Raw genomic sequence first — 15843 nt, 5'->3', positions numbered from 1 at the left:
CCGGCCGCCGCCGGTGCTCAGTCCTCGGGAGCGTAGACCAGCCCGAGGACGGGGCCGATCTCGGCGAGCATGAGCTCGAACATCTGGGCGGTGTCGTCCAGGGCGAAGCTCAGATGGCCGAAGGCCTCCAGGCTCACGATGCCCTGCAGCCGGATCCAGCACTGCAGGAAGGTCAGCAGGGCACCCAGCGGTAGTGTGCTGCCGAGCCCCTCCCGGTAGCGCTCCAGTTGCTCTCGCAGGCTCGGCTCGATCTCCTCGTCCGGCGGCACGGGGAACGGCGACTTCAGCCACAGCTCCTGAAAGAGCATGAGGAACGTCCAGCCGAACCGGCGGCCGCACTCGGTGGCCACGTCATCATGATCGACGTCGAGGCCCGGCAGTGGAGTGCCGAACAGCAGGGAGTACTCCGCCCGGTGCGCCAGCGCCCACCGGCGGAACTCCCGGGCGGTGGCCATGAACTTCCCGGCCATGTCATCAGGCGGCACGGCCTTGAGGGCCGCGTGCAGATCCTCGGTCAGCTCGGTGAACAGATCGCCGATGACGTGCCGGACGAGCTCCTGATGGCTGTCGAAGTACCGGTACAGGGCGGGTGCCGTCACGCCCATCTCGCGGGCGATGGCTCGCAGCGTCACCGCCTGCGGCCCCTCCACCACGAGGATCCGGCGGGCGGTCTGCGTGATCTCCCGCATCGTCGCGGCCCGCAGACGGTCTCGCCGTGTCTCACTCATTCGACTCGGATCTCCTCAGCACGCTTGACGGCAGTAAACGGTGTATGCGAAGTTAACACCATTCGCAGTTAACGCCGTTTACCGATGTAACGCCACGTAGCAGTGTAACTCCGGCACGCGGGAGAATCGATGTTCGAGAACTGGGGCCGCTTCGTCCACCGGCGACGACGGACCACCCTCTGGATCGCGACGGCGATGCTCGTGTTCGCCGCCGTATGGGGCACCGGCGTTTTCGGGGCCCTCAAGTCGTCCGGCGGCTTCGAGGCGCCCGGCAGCGAGAGCACCCGCGCGGCGGAGATCTCCGACCGCGACCTCGGCCGCGACACCGCCGACGTGGTGCTGCTCTACCGCAGCCCCGGTCGCACCGTCGACGACCCCGCGTTCCGACCGGCGGTCGAGCGGGCCTTGGCCGCACTCCCCAGGGACAAGGTCGCCGCCACCGCCACCTACTGGTCGACCGGGTCGGCGCAGTTCGTCAGCAAGGACCGCGCCGCCACGTACGCCGTCGTACGGCTGGCGGGTGCCGACGACCAGGCCCGCCACGACGCCTACGAGGCGCTGCGGGACAGCGCCGCCAAGGCGCCCGGGCTGACCGTCCAGATCGGGGGCGGCGTGCCCATCGAGACGGCGATCAATGAGCGGGTCAGCGCCGACATCGCCAAGGCCGAGTCGATCTCGATGCCGGTGCTGCTCGTCCTGCTCGTGGTGATCTTCGGCAGCATCGCCGCCGCGAGCCTGCCCCTGGCCATCGGAATCGTCGCGATCCTCGGTTCGTTCACCGCCCTACACCTGCTGACCCTCGTCACGGATGTCTCGATCTTCGCGGTCAACATCACGACGTTCCTCGGCCTCGGCCTGGCGATCGACTACGGGCTGTTCATGGTGAGCCGGTTCCGGGAGGAGCTGAAGACGTCCGGCGGCGCGGCCACCGAGGACGCGCTGGCCCGCACAATGGCCACCGCGGGCCGAACCGTGGCGGTCTCGGGGGTGACGGTGGCCGTCTCGCTGTCCGGGCTCCTGCTGTTCGACCAGGTCTTCCTGCGGTCGATGGGCTTCGGCGGAGTGGCCACCGTGGTGGTCGCCATGCTGGCCGCGCTGACCGTGCTGCCGGCACTGCTCGCGGTGCTCGGTACGCGGGTCAACGCGCTCTCGGTCACCCGGCTGCTCCGCCGTCGGCGCTCGGCGACCGGCCGGCCGCGCCGGGAGGACGGCCACCGCTGGTACCGCCTGGCGCACGCCGTCATGCGGCGGCCGATCGTCTTCACGGTGGCGACGATCGCCCTCCTGCTGGCGCTGGGCTCGCCGTTCCTGCACATCAACTGGGGCGCGGTGGACAGCAGGGTGCTGCCCACGGGCACCGAGGCGCGTGTGGTCACCGAGGTCCTGGAGCGGGACTTCCCGCGCAACGCCACCACCCCGATCGAGGCCATCGTGACCGGTACCGGCGACCGGGCCGCACTCGCCGCCTACGCCGACCGGCTGCGGCAGGTGCCCGGCGCCACGGGCGCCGGTCTCAGCGGAGCCGAGGGCACCACGTCGCGCGTCGCGATCGGCTACGACGCCGACCCGACCTCGGAGCAGGCCCGGTCACTGGTTCAGCGGGTCCGCGACGTGCCGCCCCCGCCGGGCGCCGAGGTGCACGTGGGCGGTGCGTCGGCCGAGATCGTGGACCAGCTCGACAGCCTGGGTGACGTTCTGCCCGTGCTGGCGCTCTTCGTGGGCGTCGCGACCTTCATCCTGTTGTTCCTGGCCTTCGGCTCGGTGATCCTGCCGCTCAAGGCCATCGTGATGAACGTGCTTTCGCTGTCGGCCACCTTCGGCGCCCTGGTCTGGATCTTCCAGGACGGGAATCTCTCGGGTCTGCTCGACTTCACCGCCACGGGCAGCATCGCCCCGGCGATGCCGATCCTGATGCTGGTGATGATCTTCGGGATCTCCATGGACTACGAGGTGTTCCTACTGTCGCGGATCCGCGAGCAGTACGACCTCGGCGGCGACAACACCGAGGCCGTGGCGACGGGAATGCGGCGTACCGGCGGCATCATCACGAGCGCGGCACTGCTGTTCATCGTGGTGATCGGGGCCTTCTCCACCTCGGGCATCACCTTCATCAAGATGACGGGCATCGGCATGGCCATCGCGATCGCGGTCGACGCGACCGTCGTGCGCGGGCTGCTCGTGCCCGCGACGATGCGACTGCTCGGCCGGGCCAACTGGTGGGCGCCGGGGCCCCTCGGCCGTCTCTATCGCCGATACGGCATCAGTGAGCATGACGTCGCACCCGAGCCGACGCCCGAACCGGCGACCGCCGGCATATGACCCGCGGCATCTGATCTGCGGCATCTGGTCTGGGCGGAACATCCCGCCGAACCGGTCGCGGGGTCAGGGTGGAAGGAAGGACCTCCCCCGTGATCTCGCGGCCGGCGCGTCACCCGTCCTGATCAAGCGGACTTGCGGCTCTTGGTCTTGGCGGTGGACTTCCTGGCCGGCGCCTTCTTGGCCCCCTCTTCCTCCTGCGCCTCGTCCCGCCCCTCCGCGGCCGGGCGTCGCCGACCGGACTTCGCGGCCCTGGGCTTGCCACCGCCCGCCTCGCCGTCATCGGGCTTGCCTCCGGCGCGGCTCTTCTTCGCCGCCTCGACGCTGGCCCGCAGCGCACTGAGCAGGTCGGCGGCTGCGGGCTCCTCCTCCTGCGGCGCGGGCGCCGCGACCTCCCTGCCCTCGACCTTCGCCTGGATCACGGCCTGCAGGGCCTCGCGGTAGGCGTCCTTGTACTCCGTCGGATCGAAGTCACCGGACATGGTCTCGATGAGCGAGGTCGCCATGGTCAGCTCCTGCGGCCGCACCTCCACGTCCTCCTCGAGGAACGAGAAGGCGGGCGCACGGATCTCGTCCGGCCACAGCATCGTCTCCAGGACGAAGACCCCTTCGCGGACCCGCAGCGCGGCGAGCGACTCCCGTTGTCGCAGGGCGATCTTGACCACCGCGACCCTTCCCGACTGCTCCAGGGCGTCCCTCAGCAGGACGTACGGCTTGGTGCCGGCGGCGTCGGGTTCCAGGTAGTAGCTCTTGGCGAAGTAGATGGGGTCGACCTGTTCCAGCGGGGTGAACTGCAGCACCTCGATGTTGCGGTTGGTGCGCAGCGGGAGGTCGGCGAAATCCTCGTCGGTGAGCACGACCATCTCGCCGCTGGGCAGCTCATAGCCCTTGGCGATGTCGGAGTAGGCGAGCTCCTCCCCGCACACGGTGCACACGCGCTTGTACTTGACGCGGCCCGCGTCCTTGCGGTGGACCTGATGGAACGAGATGTCGCGTTGCTCGGTCGCCGAGTAGACCTTGACCGGAATCGTCACCAGGCCGAAAGAGATCGCGCCCTTCCAGATGCTGCGCATGGTCTGTCCTTACCCATAGGAGGTCACCCCCCAAGCTTCGCAACTCAGTTCGATTTGCACCATATGTCCGTTCCTGATCATTTCCGGGTCGCCTGTATCACCCACGCGGAATCGGGGCAGATGCCTCTACATGGCTGTTCCCATGCCGGGCCGGGTCGCGCCGATGCTCGCGAGCCCCGGCGAGCTGCCCGGCGAAGACGCGGCCCGCTGGGGGCTGGAGCTCAAGTGGGACGGCGTCCGGGTGATCTCGTACATCTCCGCCGAGGGCGTGCGCGCCACCGGACGGCGCGGCGGCGAGGTGGCCGGCAACTATCCCGAGCTGTCCGGGCTCGCCGACCTGCTCCCCGGCCGGCAGGCGATCCTCGACGGCGAGGTCGTCGCCTTCGACCGGACCGGCCGGCCGAGCTTCGAACTGCTCCAGCGGCGGATGCACGTCGCGCACCCCGACCGCCATGTGATCCGTGAGGTACCGATCCGGTACGTCGTCTTCGACCTGCTCTTCCTCGACGGGCACGTGCTGTACGACCTCCCGTACGCCGACCGGCGCGAACTCCTGCAGGCCCTCGAACTCACCGCCGGGCCCATCGAGGCGCCGTCCCACCTGCACGCCTCCGACGCCGAACAGGTCGTGGAGCTACTGGCGTTCACCCGCGAGCAGGAGCTCGAAGGCCTGGTCGCCAAGCGGCTCGACTCCCCCTACCGGCCCGGCAGGCGGGTCGACCATTGGCGCAAGGTGAAGAACTTCCGTACCCAGGAGGTCGTGGTCGGCGGGTGGAAACCCGGGAAGGGCCGGCGTGCGGGCGGCGTCGGCTCGCTGCTGCTCGGGGTGTACGACGCCGACCGCCTGTGCTTCGTCGGTCACGTCGGCACCGGGTTCACCGACCGGATGCTGGACGAGATGACGGCGCTGCTCCACCCGCTCGAGACGCCGACGAGCCCGTACGACGACGACGTCCCGCGCGAGTTCGCCAGAGGCGCCCGCTGGGTGCGGCCGCGCCTGGTCGGCGAGGTCGCCTACGCCTCCTGGACCGCCGAGCGCCGCCTGCGGGCTCCCTCATGGCGTGGCCTGCGCGACGACAGGAACCCGGCCGATGTGACCCGAGAACCCTGATCCCCGAGACACCCGACCCCGAGACCGCCGACGCTGAGACCCCTGACCCCATCGAGGTGAGCATGAGCCCGGACCAGCCGCAGAAGATACGCGTGCGGATCGAGGGGAGGGAGCTGACGCTGTCCAACCTCGACAAGGTGCTCTACCCGGAACACGGATTCACCAAGGGCGAGGTCATCGACTACTACACGCGGGTGGCGCCCGTCCTGCTCCCCCACCTCGCCGACCGGCCTGCGACGCGCATCCGCTACCCCGACGGCACCGGCGACGGCGCGTTCTACGAGAAGAACGCGCCGTCGCACACCCCGGAGTGGGTGCGGACGGTGCGGCTGCCCACCCCGAGGAGCACCCGGGGCGCCAGTGAGACGGACTTCATCGTGATCGACGACCTGCCCACGCTCGGGTGGTGCGCCAATCTCGCCGCGCTCGAACTCCACGTGCCGCAGTGGCGGGTCGGACCGCGCGGCGGAGTGCGCGAGCCGGACCTCATGGTGTTCGATCTGGATCCCGGCGAACCGGCCACGATCGTCGACGCCTGCGAAGTGGGCCTGATGCTGCGCGACCTGCTCGACGCCGACGGGCTGGCGTCGTACCCGAAGACGAGCGGCAAGAAGGGCCTGCACCTCTATGTGCCGGTCGAGGAGACCGGCCGTACCTCCGACTACGCCAGGAAGGCGGCCGAGCGGCTGGAGCGCGAGCACCCGGACCAGGTCCTGAGCCAGATGGCCAAGCGGCTGCGCAAGGGCAAGGTGTTCGTCGACTGGTCGCAGAACAACCCTGCCAAGACGACCGTGGCGCCGTACTCGCTGCGGGCGGGTGCCATCCCCACCGTCTCGGCCCCGGTCACCTGGGCCGAGGTCGAGACGTGCCGGGAGCCGGGCGACCTGCGCTTCGACGCCGACGAGATGCTGACCCGGGTCGACGAACACGGCGATCTGCTCGCGCCGCTGCTGACCGAGCGGCAGAAGTTGCCGTAAGTAGCCGAACCCGCACGCTGCGCCTCCATCTGCGCCACCATGGAGGCAGATGTGTTCGGGATCCGCCGACGGAGGGACGGTCGCGTGTCCGTGGCGCAGAACCATCATGACGTCGTCGTACTCGGCGGGGGGACGACCGGCAGGCTCATCTCCACCGAGCTCGCCCGGGCGGGATGCACCGTGGCCCTCGTCGAGAACGCGCTCGCGGGGGGTGAATCCCCCTACTTCGCCTGCATGCCGGCCAAGTCGCTGCTGCACTCGACCCGGCGCGGCGAGACGTGGGAGCTCGCGATCGCCCGGCGCGACGAGGTGGCCGGGAATCTGGACGGCACATCCGCGGCGGCGCGGATGGCCGAGGCCGGCGTCACCGTGCTGCGCGGCCTCGGCCGGATCTCGGGCCCGGGGGCGATCCGCGTCGGCACCGTCACCTACACCTTCACCGACCTCGTCGTGTGCACGGGCAGCGAGCCGACGCTCCCCTCGATCGACGGGCTCCTGGACGCACCGGTCTGGACCAGTGACGAGGCCCTCGTCTGCGCGGACCTGCCACGCCGGCTGGTCGTGTTCGGGGCCGACCCGGCCGGTTGCGAGCTCGCCCAGGTCTACGCCTCGTACGGTTCCCAGGTCACGGTGATCGAGTCGGCCCGGCGGCTGCTCGGCGCCGAGGCGCCCTTCGCCGGCGACATGCTCGGCGGCGCGCTGCGGCGGATGGGCATCGACCTGCGCCTGGGGGTGACGCTCTCCCAGATACGGCGTACGGAGTTCGGGGTGCGGGTGGCGCTGTCCGACGGCGGAGTGCTCGACGCCGACCGGATCCTCGTGACGACCGGCCGGCGACCACGGATCACCGATCTCGGGCTGGAACTGCTCGGCGTCGCCGTCGACCCGTCCCGCGGGCTGAGCGTCGACCCGACCTGCCGGGTCCTCGTGACCGATCCGCCCGGCCTGCCGGCATCCGGCTCGCCCGCCGGCCTGGTGCCGAGACCACGGGCCGGCTCGACGGCACAGGCGGACACCGACGCGGGCGCCCACGCCGGCACGGGCACGGGCCAGGTCGCCGGGAGCGTGTGGGCGGCCGGTGACGTGACCGGCACGGGGCCCTCCCCCCATCTCGCCCGCTACCAGGCGCGGGTGGTCGTCTCCAACGTGCTCGGCGTACGGCGCGAGGCCGACTACCGGGCCATTCCCCGGGTGGTCCACACGACCCCCTCGGTCTACGCCGTGGGATTCTCGCCGCCGAGTGCCGACGCCGAGGGTGTGGATCTGCTCGCGGCGGGGTACGACCTCGCTTCGACGGCACGGGCGGCGGTCGAAGATGACGATGGGGGCCGGGTCGAGCTCTACGCCGACAGGGTCCGTGGCGTCCTGGTGGGCGCCGCCGCGGTCGGGCCTTACGCTGAAGAATGGATGAGCGAGATCGCGCTCGCCATCCGCGCCGAGACTCCGTTGAGCGTTCTCACCGACGTCGTCCACGCGTTCCCGACCTACGGTGAGGCCATCGAGGTGCCCCTGCGTGAGCTGGTCGAGCGCCTCTGAGGAGGGGGTGTCCCATGAGTGAGATGGACGAGGAGCAGGAACTCGGCCCCGAAACGTCCGAGGCGGACGCCGCCGAGCAGCGCGTGGCCCTGGACGAGAGGACCTACACCGACCTGCCGTCGCAGGTGCTCTTCGACGCCAATGAGGCGGACGCCGTCGAACAGCGCACGCCCGTGCGCGACGAGGCCGGCCCGGAGGCGCCACGACAGGTGCCCTTCGACGCCAACGAGGCGGATGCGGTGGAGCAGCGGCGGCGTGTCGAACAGGATGACGACGATTATCGGTGACGACATTTGCGGATCACCGGTGACGACTTCCGCGCCCCTGAGCTCACATCACGTGACCAGGGGGGTTACCGGCGCGTACGATGATGGGATCGAAGTTCTCGCGGCCGATCTCGGCCGCGCTCACAGGTGATCGGAGAAGTGGTGACCGCAGCCTCGGACGCCCGCCCCCGTGGCACGAGACTGCCGCGGGTGGCCCGCCGCCGGCAGTTGCTCGAAGCCGCCCAGGAGGTATTCGTCGCGCAGGGCTACCATGCCGCTGCGATGGACGAGATCGCCGAACGGGCCGGGGTGAGCAAGCCGGTGCTCTACCAGCACTTCCCCGGCAAGCTCGAGCTCTATCTGGCCCTGCTGGACGAGCACGCCGAGGGGCTGGTGACCACGGTACGCGCGGCACTGACCTCCACCAACGAGAACAAACTGCGCGTGCAGGCCACGATGCAGGCGTTCTACGACTTCGTCGCGGGCGAAGGCGAGGCGTTCCGACTGGTCTTCGAGTCCGACCTGCGCAACGTCGCACCCGTACGAGCCCGAGTGGATCGTTCCCTGCAGCAGTGCGCCGAAATGATCAGTCAGGTGATCCAGGAGGACACAGGCGCCTCGAGCGACGAGGCGCGACTGCTCGGCATGGGTCTGGTGGGCATGGCCGAGGTGAGTGCGCGGTTCTGGCTCTCCCAGCACCAGTCGATCCCCAAGGACACCGCCGAGAACATGATCGCCCGCCTCGCCTGGCGTGGCATCAGCGGCTTCCCCCGCACCACATGACCTGAGGCCCGTACCGGAGAACCTGACGACCGCCCGGCCCTTTCCGATCGGCTTCGATCCGGCCTGGCTGCTCGATCTGGACTGATCGGAATCCTCGCGTCCCCGGCACCCGACCGCCTGCTCACACGCGAGGTCGGGCGCGCACGTGCGACTATCTGAGACATAAGCGGCCGGAGGGAGCATCGTGCAGGTAAGGATCGGGGTTCAGTTGGTGCCCAAAGAACTCGTCGTCGAGACCTCGTTGTCCGCCGACGAGATCGAACAGGCGCTGACGGAGGCCCTCGCGACCGACAACGGAGTGTTCGTGCTCAAGGACGATCGCGGCGGTGGCCGGGTGGTCATCCCCGCCACGCATGTCGGTTATCTGGAGATCGCCGAGGACGAGAGCCGCCGGGTCGGCTTCGGGACGATGTAGCCCTCCACGGACTCGCCAGGCCCGATCATGTTTAGTCGGCGCAGATAGGGCATACCTACCGCCGACCGGCAGACGACGTCGAGAAGATCGGCGAAAGCTCTGGTCAGCTCGAAGTCCGGTTGGTGGAAGGTGGTCTCAGATGCTGACAGTTCTCTGGTTCATCATTATCGGTGCCGTGATCGGCGCTCTGGCGCGACTGATCGTTCCGGGTCGTAACCCGATCGGCATCCTGCTGACGATTCTCGTCGGCATCGCCGGGGCCATCCTCGGTGGCGTGATCGCCAATTCGCTCGGGGCCGGCCAGTTCGTGGCGCTCGTGTTCGCGATCATCATCGCCGCGCTCGGCGTCGCGCTCCTGACCGCCGCCTACCGAGGTGGCGGCAGCAAGGGCTGGCGCGGGTGGACCACGCACCGTCGGTGACCCCATGACCCGGTAATACGACTCAGGCCAGCGAAGCTCCCGTCCCCGCAACGGGAGCTTCGCCATGTCCGGGCTCAGCCGGGCGGCAGCAGGGCGGTGAGCTCCGGCTTCTCATTCGTCTGCCGCCACCTTGATCGCCAATGTGCACCGATTGCTCAGACGGGCGTCGCCCGGGAGGTTCACGAAAATCGCATCGTCACCGGGTGCCACGCAAATAATAATCCGCGCGACGAACCCGGCTCTTTGTGTGTCATCACGGCAAACCAGAAAAACACTCCATCGGCTCCTCGGGAATACGCTCCTGGACCTGCGTGTTAACACACCAGAGCCGCCAATAGCGCGAAGTTGCCGAAGCCCGGTACACTGCGTCGCGGAGTGTGACCGCGCGCAGCAGCAGTGAGCAGCTGCGTCACCCCTGATGGCGGTCACCGAAAAATGACTGACGGTTGGTCCCTCCCGCGTGAGCGCGCGGCCCTGAGAGCAGGTCGGCAAGGCGCACAAGCCCTGCCGAGTACTAGTGACCGCATGGATGGCGTGCCCAGAGCTCGCCGCGGCGCCGCGGATCGGGAGTGTGGACCCCGCACTATGGAGGCTGAAAGCTCTGACTACCTTTCGTGAGCTCGGGGTCATCCCCGAGATAGTCGATGCCCTGGAATCCGAGGGCATCATCGAATCCTTTCCCATCCAGACACTGGCCCTGCCCATCGCGCTGGGCGGACACGACATCATCGGCCAGGCCCGCACGGGCACCGGCAAGACCTTCGCCTTCGGCGTCCCGCTGCTGCAGCGCATCAAGCACGGCGGAAAGGCACCACAGGCGCTCGTCGTGGTGCCGACTCGCGAGCTGGCCATCCAGGTCACCGACGACATGCGGGTCGCGGGCGGCAAGCTCGGCAGCCGCGTACTGTCGGTCTACGGCGGCCGCGCATACGAGCCGCAGATCGACGCCCTCCGCGAGGGGGTCGAGGTAGTCGTCGGCACGCCCGGGCGGCTGCTCGACCTGGTGCGCCAGAAGCGACTCGACCTCTCCGAGGTCAGCGTGCTGGTGCTCGACGAGGCCGACCGCATGCTCGACCTGGGCTTCCTGCCCGACATCGAGCGGATCATCGAACTCGTCCCGGTGAAGCGGCAGACCATGCTGTTCTCCGCGACCATGCCGGGCGAGATCGTGACGCTGTCGCGCCGCTACCTGACCCGGCCCACGAACGTGCGGGCCGAGTCGCACGCGGAGTCCGAGACGACGCCGCAGACCGTCCAGCACGTCTGGCAGGCCCATCAGATGGACAAGCCCGAGGTGCTCGCCCGCATCCTGCAGGCGCGCGGACGGGGCCTGACCATGGTGTTCTGCCAGACCAAGCGGGCGTGCGACCGAGTGGCCGCCGACCTCGTCCAGCGAGGTTTCGCCGCCGCCGCCGTGCACGGCGACCTCGGCCAGGGCCAGCGTGAGCGGGCTCTGCGGGCGTTCCGGCACGGCAAGATCGACGTGCTCATCGCCACCGACGTCGCCGCCCGCGGGCTCGACGTCGACGACGTCACCCACGTCATCAACTACGAGTGCCCCGAGGACGACAAGGCCTACGTGCACCGCACCGGCCGCACCGGCCGCGCGGGCAAGGAGGGCATCGCGGTCACGCTGGTCGACTGGCGCGACCTGCCCCGTTGGAAGGTCATCAACACCGCCCTGGGGCTGCCGTTCGCGACGCCCGAGGAGACCTACTCCACCTCCGAGCACCTCTACACGGTGCTCGACATCCCGACCGAGGTCACCGGCACTCTGCCCAAGGCGCAGCGGGAGCGGGAGGGGCTCGCCGCCGAGGAGCTCGAGGACATCGGTGAGACCGGCCGTAGCCGCTCGCCCGCGGCGCCGGCGCGCGAACCGCGGCCGAGACCGCGCAAGCGCAACCGGGAACGGACCCGGACCCGGGCCGGCAAGCCGGTCGATTCCGCCGCCGTGACGTCCGAGGCCGAACCTGCTCCCGACAACGTCGTGGACGCCGTGGCGACCGAGCGCAAGCGCAGCCGTCGTCGGCGCCGGACCCGAGGCGGTTCCGCCGGTGGCAACGGGGAGAGCTCCGCGACCGCGTAGCCACTCGTCACGACCGGGCCGGATCGGGTCCGGCCCGGCGGGTCCTGTCATCCGCCCACCCACGCAGGGTGGGCGGATTTCTCATTGGCCGTCGCGCAGGCGTACGGCCTCACGGGGGCGGTCGGTGATCACGACCGCCACCCCCGGATCGGCCAGGAAGCGGCGCATCAGCGGCCCGGTGTTCACCGTCCAGACCATCGCGGGGAAGCCCGCCCGGGCACACTGCCGCAACACTCCGAGCCGGGCCAGCCGGTGGTTGATCGCTACCCAGTCGGCCCCGCACGCCCGCAGCGACGCGAGCGGTGAGAAGTCGCGCAGGACTCCGCGCTCCAGGGGGCCTCGGCCGATCGACAGGGCGGTGGTCACGCCGGGGAAGTTCCGGCTGATCATCTTGATCGAGGCGGGTGCACGGCTGGTGACCACGAAGTCGCCGGGACCGAAGACCTTCAGGGCGAGCTCGGCGACGTCGAGCTCCAGCCCCTCTTCCTTGAGATCGAGATGCCCGCGGATCCGGCCGGCGATGCTCTCCATCGCCTCGCGGACCCGCAGTACCCGGTGGCCCGCGGCCGCGCACACCTCGGCGTAGGACGCAGTGGCCAGCAGAGTGCCATTGACATGCGGGTCATGCCGGACCACGAGCTCGCCGTCTCCGGTACGCCGGATGTCGATCTCCGCGTACTCGGCGCCGCTGGCCACCGCGGTCTCGAAGAAATCAGCGTCTGCGGCGTCCGTCCTGTGCATAGAGATCGCGGTCATGCCCGGAAGTTACCAGTGGAGCGACTTGACCGGTCTGTGCCCCGGCCACGCTCGGTAAGGTGGAGCATCGTGAGTACGCCCCGATTCCTGGATCTGCCCCCTTACGTGCGCCGGTTGGACATGGACACCCCGCGCGGCACGTTCGCCGTGCTCGAGGCGCTTCCAGGGTCTGGGGTGCCGGAACGATGCCCGGCGCTGCTCGTCCCCGGCTACACCGGGAGCAAAGAGGACTTCATCGCGGTTCTGCACACCCTCGCCCGGGCCGGCCGCCGCCGCGTCATCGCCGTCGACATGCGCGGGCAGTACGAGACCCCGGGCGGTGACGACCCCGAGGACTACACCTGCACGGAGCTCGGTGCGGACATCATGGCCCTGCTCGACGTCCTTGGCCCCGACCGGGTCCATCTGGTGGGCCACTCCTTCGGCGGGCTGGTCTGCCGCGAAACGGTGATCTCCGACCCCACCAGGGTCGCGTCCTTCACGCTCATGAGCTCCGGCCCGGCGGCGGTCGGCGGGGCTTCCGCCGAGAACGCGCACGCACTGCGCGCGGCGCTGCCCGAGCTCGGCACGGAGCAGATCTGGGCGCTGAAACTGGGGCCGGACGCGGTCGCCAAGGGGGTTCCCGCCGAGGTCGTCGCCTTCCTACGGGACCGGATGCTCAAGAACTCCACGTCCGGACTGATCGGCATGGCCCAGGAGATCCTGTCCTGTGCCGATCGGGTCGACGAGCTCGCGAAGGTGGCCCACGACGCCGGCCGGCCGATTCTTGTGATCTACGGGGAGGACGACAACGCGTGGTCGCCCCGCGTTCAGGCGGCGATGGCCGACCGGCTCGCGGCAGAAAAGATCGTCATTCCCGGGGCCGCCCACTCCCCCGCCGTGGAGGCTCCGGAGACCACCGCGAGTGCACTGACCGCCTTCTGGAACTCGGCGGAGCGCGGCGCCCGCTGAGCCCGGCGCCGGTGCCGCCGGCCCTCTCGAACCGACCCTTGGCGGATGCCACTTCGCCGATTATGATCACATAGAGCGTCCGGGCGATCACATAGTTCACAACGGCGCTCGGCTGCGGGCGGACGCGTGCCAACGACGCCCGGCGTCTGCTACGCCGTCCGCTACGCACTGGCCGGCAATGTCGACAGCGGCCCGGCCGTCAAGACCGGCTACGCAGGTGGACCAGAGCGTTCTCGGCCTGCCGTCCCAGCCGATCCGACGCCCCTTCTCCTTCGACATCACCGGCAAGTCCCGGGACGACATGGGCTACGTCCGCAGGGCGTTCTACTTCCGGTCGCTGACCTCGCAGGCGACCCTCGGCTTCACGAGCACCACCCAGAGCGGGTACGGCCCCGTACTCGACGCCGTGAGCGTCACCGCCGAAGGCCTGAGCCACTGCCGCCGGTCGGCGTCATGACCTCGGCCTGAGTGCGGCCGGCACCGGAACACACACCCGAGCACCGGAGGGAAGTAACGCTACACTTACTGGGTCCCCGTCTCGTGGAGGTGTCCATGACCGCGACGGTCCAGCCACCGGAGAGCGTCACCTGGCGGATCCACATCGATCGCACCATGTGGGTCGGCGGGGTTCGCAGCCTCATGCTGCAGGCCCTGCACCCGATGGCCATGTGGGGCGTGTGGCAGAACTCGGACTTTCAAGACGATCCCTTCGGCCGGCTGCAACGGACCGCGGACTTCGTCGGCGTCGCGACGTTCGGCAGCCCCGACGAGGCCGAGGCGATCGGGCGCAGGGTGCGCGGCATCCATCGCCGGTTGCGAATCGTCGACCAGGACACCGGCCGGACCGAGCGGCTCGACCGGCCCGAGCTCCTGCTGTGGGTGCACTGCGCCGAGGTCTACTCCTATCTGCAGGTCGCCCGCCGCGCCGGGCTGCCGCTCACGGGGGCGATGGCCGACCGCTATCTCGCCGAACAGCGGCGCAGCGGCACGTACGTCGGGCTGCATGAAGAGGACATCCCGGGCAGCGTCCGCGAAATGGAGGCGTACTTCCAGGAGATGCGCCCCCAGCTGAAGGTCACCGAGGAGGCGGCCGCCACCGTGCGGTTCCTGCTGTGGCCCAGGCTGCCCGAGAACCTGCGGTTCCTGGCCGCCGGCAAACCGGCGTACTTCCCGTTCGGCGCACTGTGCTACTACTCGCTGCCCGGCTGGGCGCGCACGATGTACGGTGTGCTGCCCGAGGTGCCGCGGCCCGCGATCACGGCGGCACTGAGGTCGTTCCGGCTGGCCATGAACTCCATGCCCGAGTCCGTCCATGACCACGCGTTCATGAAACCGACCCGGGAGATGCTGCAGCGGGCTCGGGTGCGGCTGGGCGAGGAGGGCTACGACCTGAGCAAGGGCCTGTACGGTCTGCGGGACCCGCGCCGGTGGCCGGCGCACCGGGAACGCGTCTCCGCCTGAGCGGACCGGACCCGCGCGGCGCCGTCGAGCGACTTGGCGAGAGGGGCGATGGGGCGAGTCTGGCGAGCCGGCCGGGGCTCGGCGCCCGGCGCCACCGCTGGAGGGTGCGCCCGCCGCCGGTCAGGGCTGCTCGTCGGCGAGAGCCGACCAGGGCTGCTTGGTCGGAGCCGCCCGCCGTCCTTCGGGGCAGTGCCGTGCGTAGTCGCACCAGCCGCAGAGCGGGCCGGGCCTGGCCGGGAAGACCTCGTCGACCCGGTCCGGCGGCAGTCCCGCCTTGAACGCCTCGTCCGCCTGCGCCGCCTCGGCCGCGATCTGCTCGGCCCTGGCGAGATGGCGCCGCAGCGACTCGTCAGTGTGCTTCCAGACCGCCACCTGCCCGGTCGGCATGTGGTGCAGCTCGACCGTATGGCAGGGCCGGCGCAGCACCCGCGACGCGGCCAGCGCGTAGAGCGCCAGCGCCAGGGAGCTCCGCGCGTCGTCGGAGGTGAGCACCCGCCGGCCGGTCTTGTAGTCGACCACGACCAGCTCGTCGCCGCGGGCGTCGAGCCTGTCGATGCGGCCGGACATCGCGATCCGGTCCGTGCGCGTGGCCACGGTGCGCTCGACGCCGAGCGGTTCGTCGGCCGGATCGAGGTCTGCGACGTACCGCTCGACCATCTCACGGCCCCGGTCGCGCCAGCGCTGCGACTGCTCGTCATCGCGGAAGCCATCGGTCAGCCAGCCGCGCAGCACGAGTGTCCCGGCCATCTCGGCGGTGCGCTCGTGCAAGGGCAGGCGCCACCACGCGGCGAGCGCGTTGTGCACGCTCGCGCCGAGGCTGTTGTGCGCCCATGGCGGGCCCTTCTGCGGCGCCGGCCGGTCGAGATAGGTCATCCGGTACCGTCGCGGGCAGTCCAGCCAGCTGTTCAGCCGCGAGGGCGTGCACGGATACAGCCGCTGTGGCATGCCGTCGAAGCCAAGCTG

At 69.9% G+C, this 15843-nt stretch carries 16 protein-coding genes; 12 read left to right on the top strand and 4 right to left on the bottom strand.

Annotated elements, in window-relative coordinates:
• Positions 1 to 17: 17 nt before the first annotated feature.
• On the bottom strand, positions 18 to 728 hold the full coding sequence (locus HKK72_RS18035; protein WP_187235546.1) for a TetR/AcrR family transcriptional regulator: 711 nt from the start codon (positions 726 to 728) through the stop codon (positions 18 to 20).
• A 129-nt stretch (positions 729 to 857) separates the two neighbouring features.
• Here HKK72_RS18035 and HKK72_RS18030 point away from each other — a divergent pair, with 129 nt between their 5' ends.
• Positions 858 to 3047 carry an MMPL family transporter gene (locus tag HKK72_RS18030; protein WP_187235545.1) on the top strand — a complete coding sequence of 730 codons (2190 nt, stop codon included), beginning with the start codon at positions 858 to 860 and terminating at the stop codon, positions 3045 to 3047.
• A gap of 122 nt (positions 3048 to 3169) precedes the next feature.
• Here HKK72_RS18030 and HKK72_RS18025 read toward each other — a convergent pair whose 3' ends face one another.
• A complete protein-coding gene (locus tag HKK72_RS18025; protein WP_187235544.1) occupies positions 3170 to 4117 on the bottom strand; it encodes a Ku protein in 948 nt (315 codons plus the stop codon).
• 130 nt (positions 4118 to 4247) lie between these two features.
• Here HKK72_RS18025 and ligD (HKK72_RS18020) point away from each other — a divergent pair, with 130 nt between their 5' ends.
• From ligD (HKK72_RS18020) to HKK72_RS17985, 8 genes are all read left to right on the top strand, one after another.
• Positions 4248 to 5228 (top strand): non-homologous end-joining DNA ligase, encoded by a 981-nt coding sequence (gene ligD, locus HKK72_RS18020; protein ID WP_187235543.1) that lies wholly within the window; start codon positions 4248 to 4250, stop codon positions 5226 to 5228.
• Positions 5229 to 5290: 62 nt separating this feature from the next.
• Positions 5291 to 6205, top strand: a complete 915-nt coding sequence (gene ligD / locus HKK72_RS18015; RefSeq protein WP_187235542.1) for a non-homologous end-joining DNA ligase — start codon at positions 5291 to 5293, stop codon at positions 6203 to 6205.
• 84 nt (positions 6206 to 6289) lie between these two features.
• The gene (locus HKK72_RS18010; RefSeq protein WP_315987315.1) at positions 6290 to 7741 is read left to right on the top strand and encodes an NAD(P)/FAD-dependent oxidoreductase; all 1452 of its coding nucleotides are present in this window, start codon (positions 6290 to 6292) and stop codon (positions 7739 to 7741) included.
• A 23-nt stretch (positions 7742 to 7764) separates the two neighbouring features.
• Positions 7765 to 8028, top strand: coding sequence for a hypothetical protein (locus HKK72_RS18005; RefSeq protein ID WP_222720848.1), 264 nt, complete (start codon positions 7765 to 7767; stop codon positions 8026 to 8028).
• Positions 8029 to 8169: 141 nt separating this feature from the next.
• Positions 8170 to 8790, top strand: a complete 621-nt coding sequence (locus HKK72_RS18000) for a TetR/AcrR family transcriptional regulator (RefSeq protein ID WP_187235540.1) — start codon at positions 8170 to 8172, stop codon at positions 8788 to 8790.
• A gap of 184 nt (positions 8791 to 8974) precedes the next feature.
• Positions 8975 to 9205 carry a DUF3107 domain-containing protein gene (locus HKK72_RS17995; RefSeq protein WP_187235539.1) on the top strand — a complete coding sequence of 77 codons (231 nt, stop codon included), beginning with the start codon at positions 8975 to 8977 and terminating at the stop codon, positions 9203 to 9205.
• 139 nt (positions 9206 to 9344) lie between these two features.
• On the top strand, positions 9345 to 9626 hold the full coding sequence (locus tag HKK72_RS17990; protein ID WP_187235538.1) for a GlsB/YeaQ/YmgE family stress response membrane protein: 282 nt from the start codon (positions 9345 to 9347) through the stop codon (positions 9624 to 9626).
• 571 nt (positions 9627 to 10197) lie between these two features.
• Positions 10198 to 11712, top strand: a complete 1515-nt coding sequence (locus HKK72_RS17985; RefSeq protein WP_410050316.1) for a DEAD/DEAH box helicase — start codon at positions 10198 to 10200, stop codon at positions 11710 to 11712.
• An 81-nt stretch (positions 11713 to 11793) separates the two neighbouring features.
• Here the strand turns inward: HKK72_RS17985 and HKK72_RS17980 are convergent, their stop codons facing one another.
• Positions 11794 to 12468 carry a glycerophosphodiester phosphodiesterase gene (locus HKK72_RS17980; protein ID WP_187235536.1) on the bottom strand — a complete coding sequence of 225 codons (675 nt, stop codon included), beginning with the start codon at positions 12466 to 12468 and terminating at the stop codon, positions 11794 to 11796.
• Between the two features lie 69 nt (positions 12469 to 12537).
• On the opposite strand from HKK72_RS17980, the gene HKK72_RS17975 reads away from it, so the two are divergent.
• The 3 genes from HKK72_RS17975 to HKK72_RS17965 all read left to right on the top strand — a co-directional run bounded on the left by HKK72_RS17975 (position 12538) and on the right by HKK72_RS17965 (position 14880).
• Complete coding sequence (locus HKK72_RS17975) at positions 12538 to 13419, top strand: alpha/beta fold hydrolase (protein WP_187235535.1); 882 nt, start codon at positions 12538 to 12540, stop codon at positions 13417 to 13419.
• Positions 13420 to 13636: 217 nt separating this feature from the next.
• Positions 13637 to 13876, top strand: a complete 240-nt coding sequence (locus HKK72_RS17970) for a hypothetical protein (RefSeq protein WP_187235534.1) — start codon at positions 13637 to 13639, stop codon at positions 13874 to 13876.
• Between the two features lie 95 nt (positions 13877 to 13971).
• Positions 13972 to 14880, top strand: coding sequence for an oxygenase MpaB family protein (locus HKK72_RS17965; protein ID WP_187235533.1), 909 nt, complete (start codon positions 13972 to 13974; stop codon positions 14878 to 14880).
• Between the two features lie 120 nt (positions 14881 to 15000).
• Here HKK72_RS17965 and HKK72_RS17960 read toward each other — a convergent pair.
• On the bottom strand, positions 15001 to 15843 hold an 843-nt coding region (locus HKK72_RS17960; protein WP_261986934.1), incomplete at its 5' end, for a RecB family exonuclease.

Origin of the sequence: Actinomadura sp. HBU206391 (genome assembly GCF_014323665.1) — a bacterium.
GTDB lineage: Bacteria > Actinomycetota > Actinomycetes > Streptosporangiales > Streptosporangiaceae > Actinomadura_C.
Note: the sequence above shows the minus strand (reverse complement) of the source record. Positions and strands in the feature narration are given on the sequence as shown.

Coding starts and splice junctions, on each gene's coding strand:
- HKK72_RS18035 (WP_187235546.1), bottom strand. CDS start 728: ATGAGTGAGACACGGCGAGACCGTCTGCGGGCCGCGACGATGCGGGAG.
- HKK72_RS18030 (WP_187235545.1), top strand. CDS start 858: ATGTTCGAGAACTGGGGCCGCTTCGTCCACCGGCGACGACGGACCACC.
- HKK72_RS18025 (WP_187235544.1), bottom strand. CDS start 4,117: ATGCGCAGCATCTGGAAGGGCGCGATCTCTTTCGGCCTGGTGACGATT.
- ligD (WP_187235543.1), top strand. CDS start 4,248: ATGGCTGTTCCCATGCCGGGCCGGGTCGCGCCGATGCTCGCGAGCCCC.
- ligD (WP_187235542.1), top strand. CDS start 5,291: ATGAGCCCGGACCAGCCGCAGAAGATACGCGTGCGGATCGAGGGGAGG.
- HKK72_RS18005 (WP_222720848.1), top strand. CDS start 7,765: ATGGACGAGGAGCAGGAACTCGGCCCCGAAACGTCCGAGGCGGACGCC.
- HKK72_RS17990 (WP_187235538.1), top strand. CDS start 9,345: ATGCTGACAGTTCTCTGGTTCATCATTATCGGTGCCGTGATCGGCGCT.
- HKK72_RS17980 (WP_187235536.1), bottom strand. CDS start 12,468: ATGACCGCGATCTCTATGCACAGGACGGACGCCGCAGACGCTGATTTC.
- HKK72_RS17965 (WP_187235533.1), top strand. CDS start 13,972: ATGACCGCGACGGTCCAGCCACCGGAGAGCGTCACCTGGCGGATCCAC.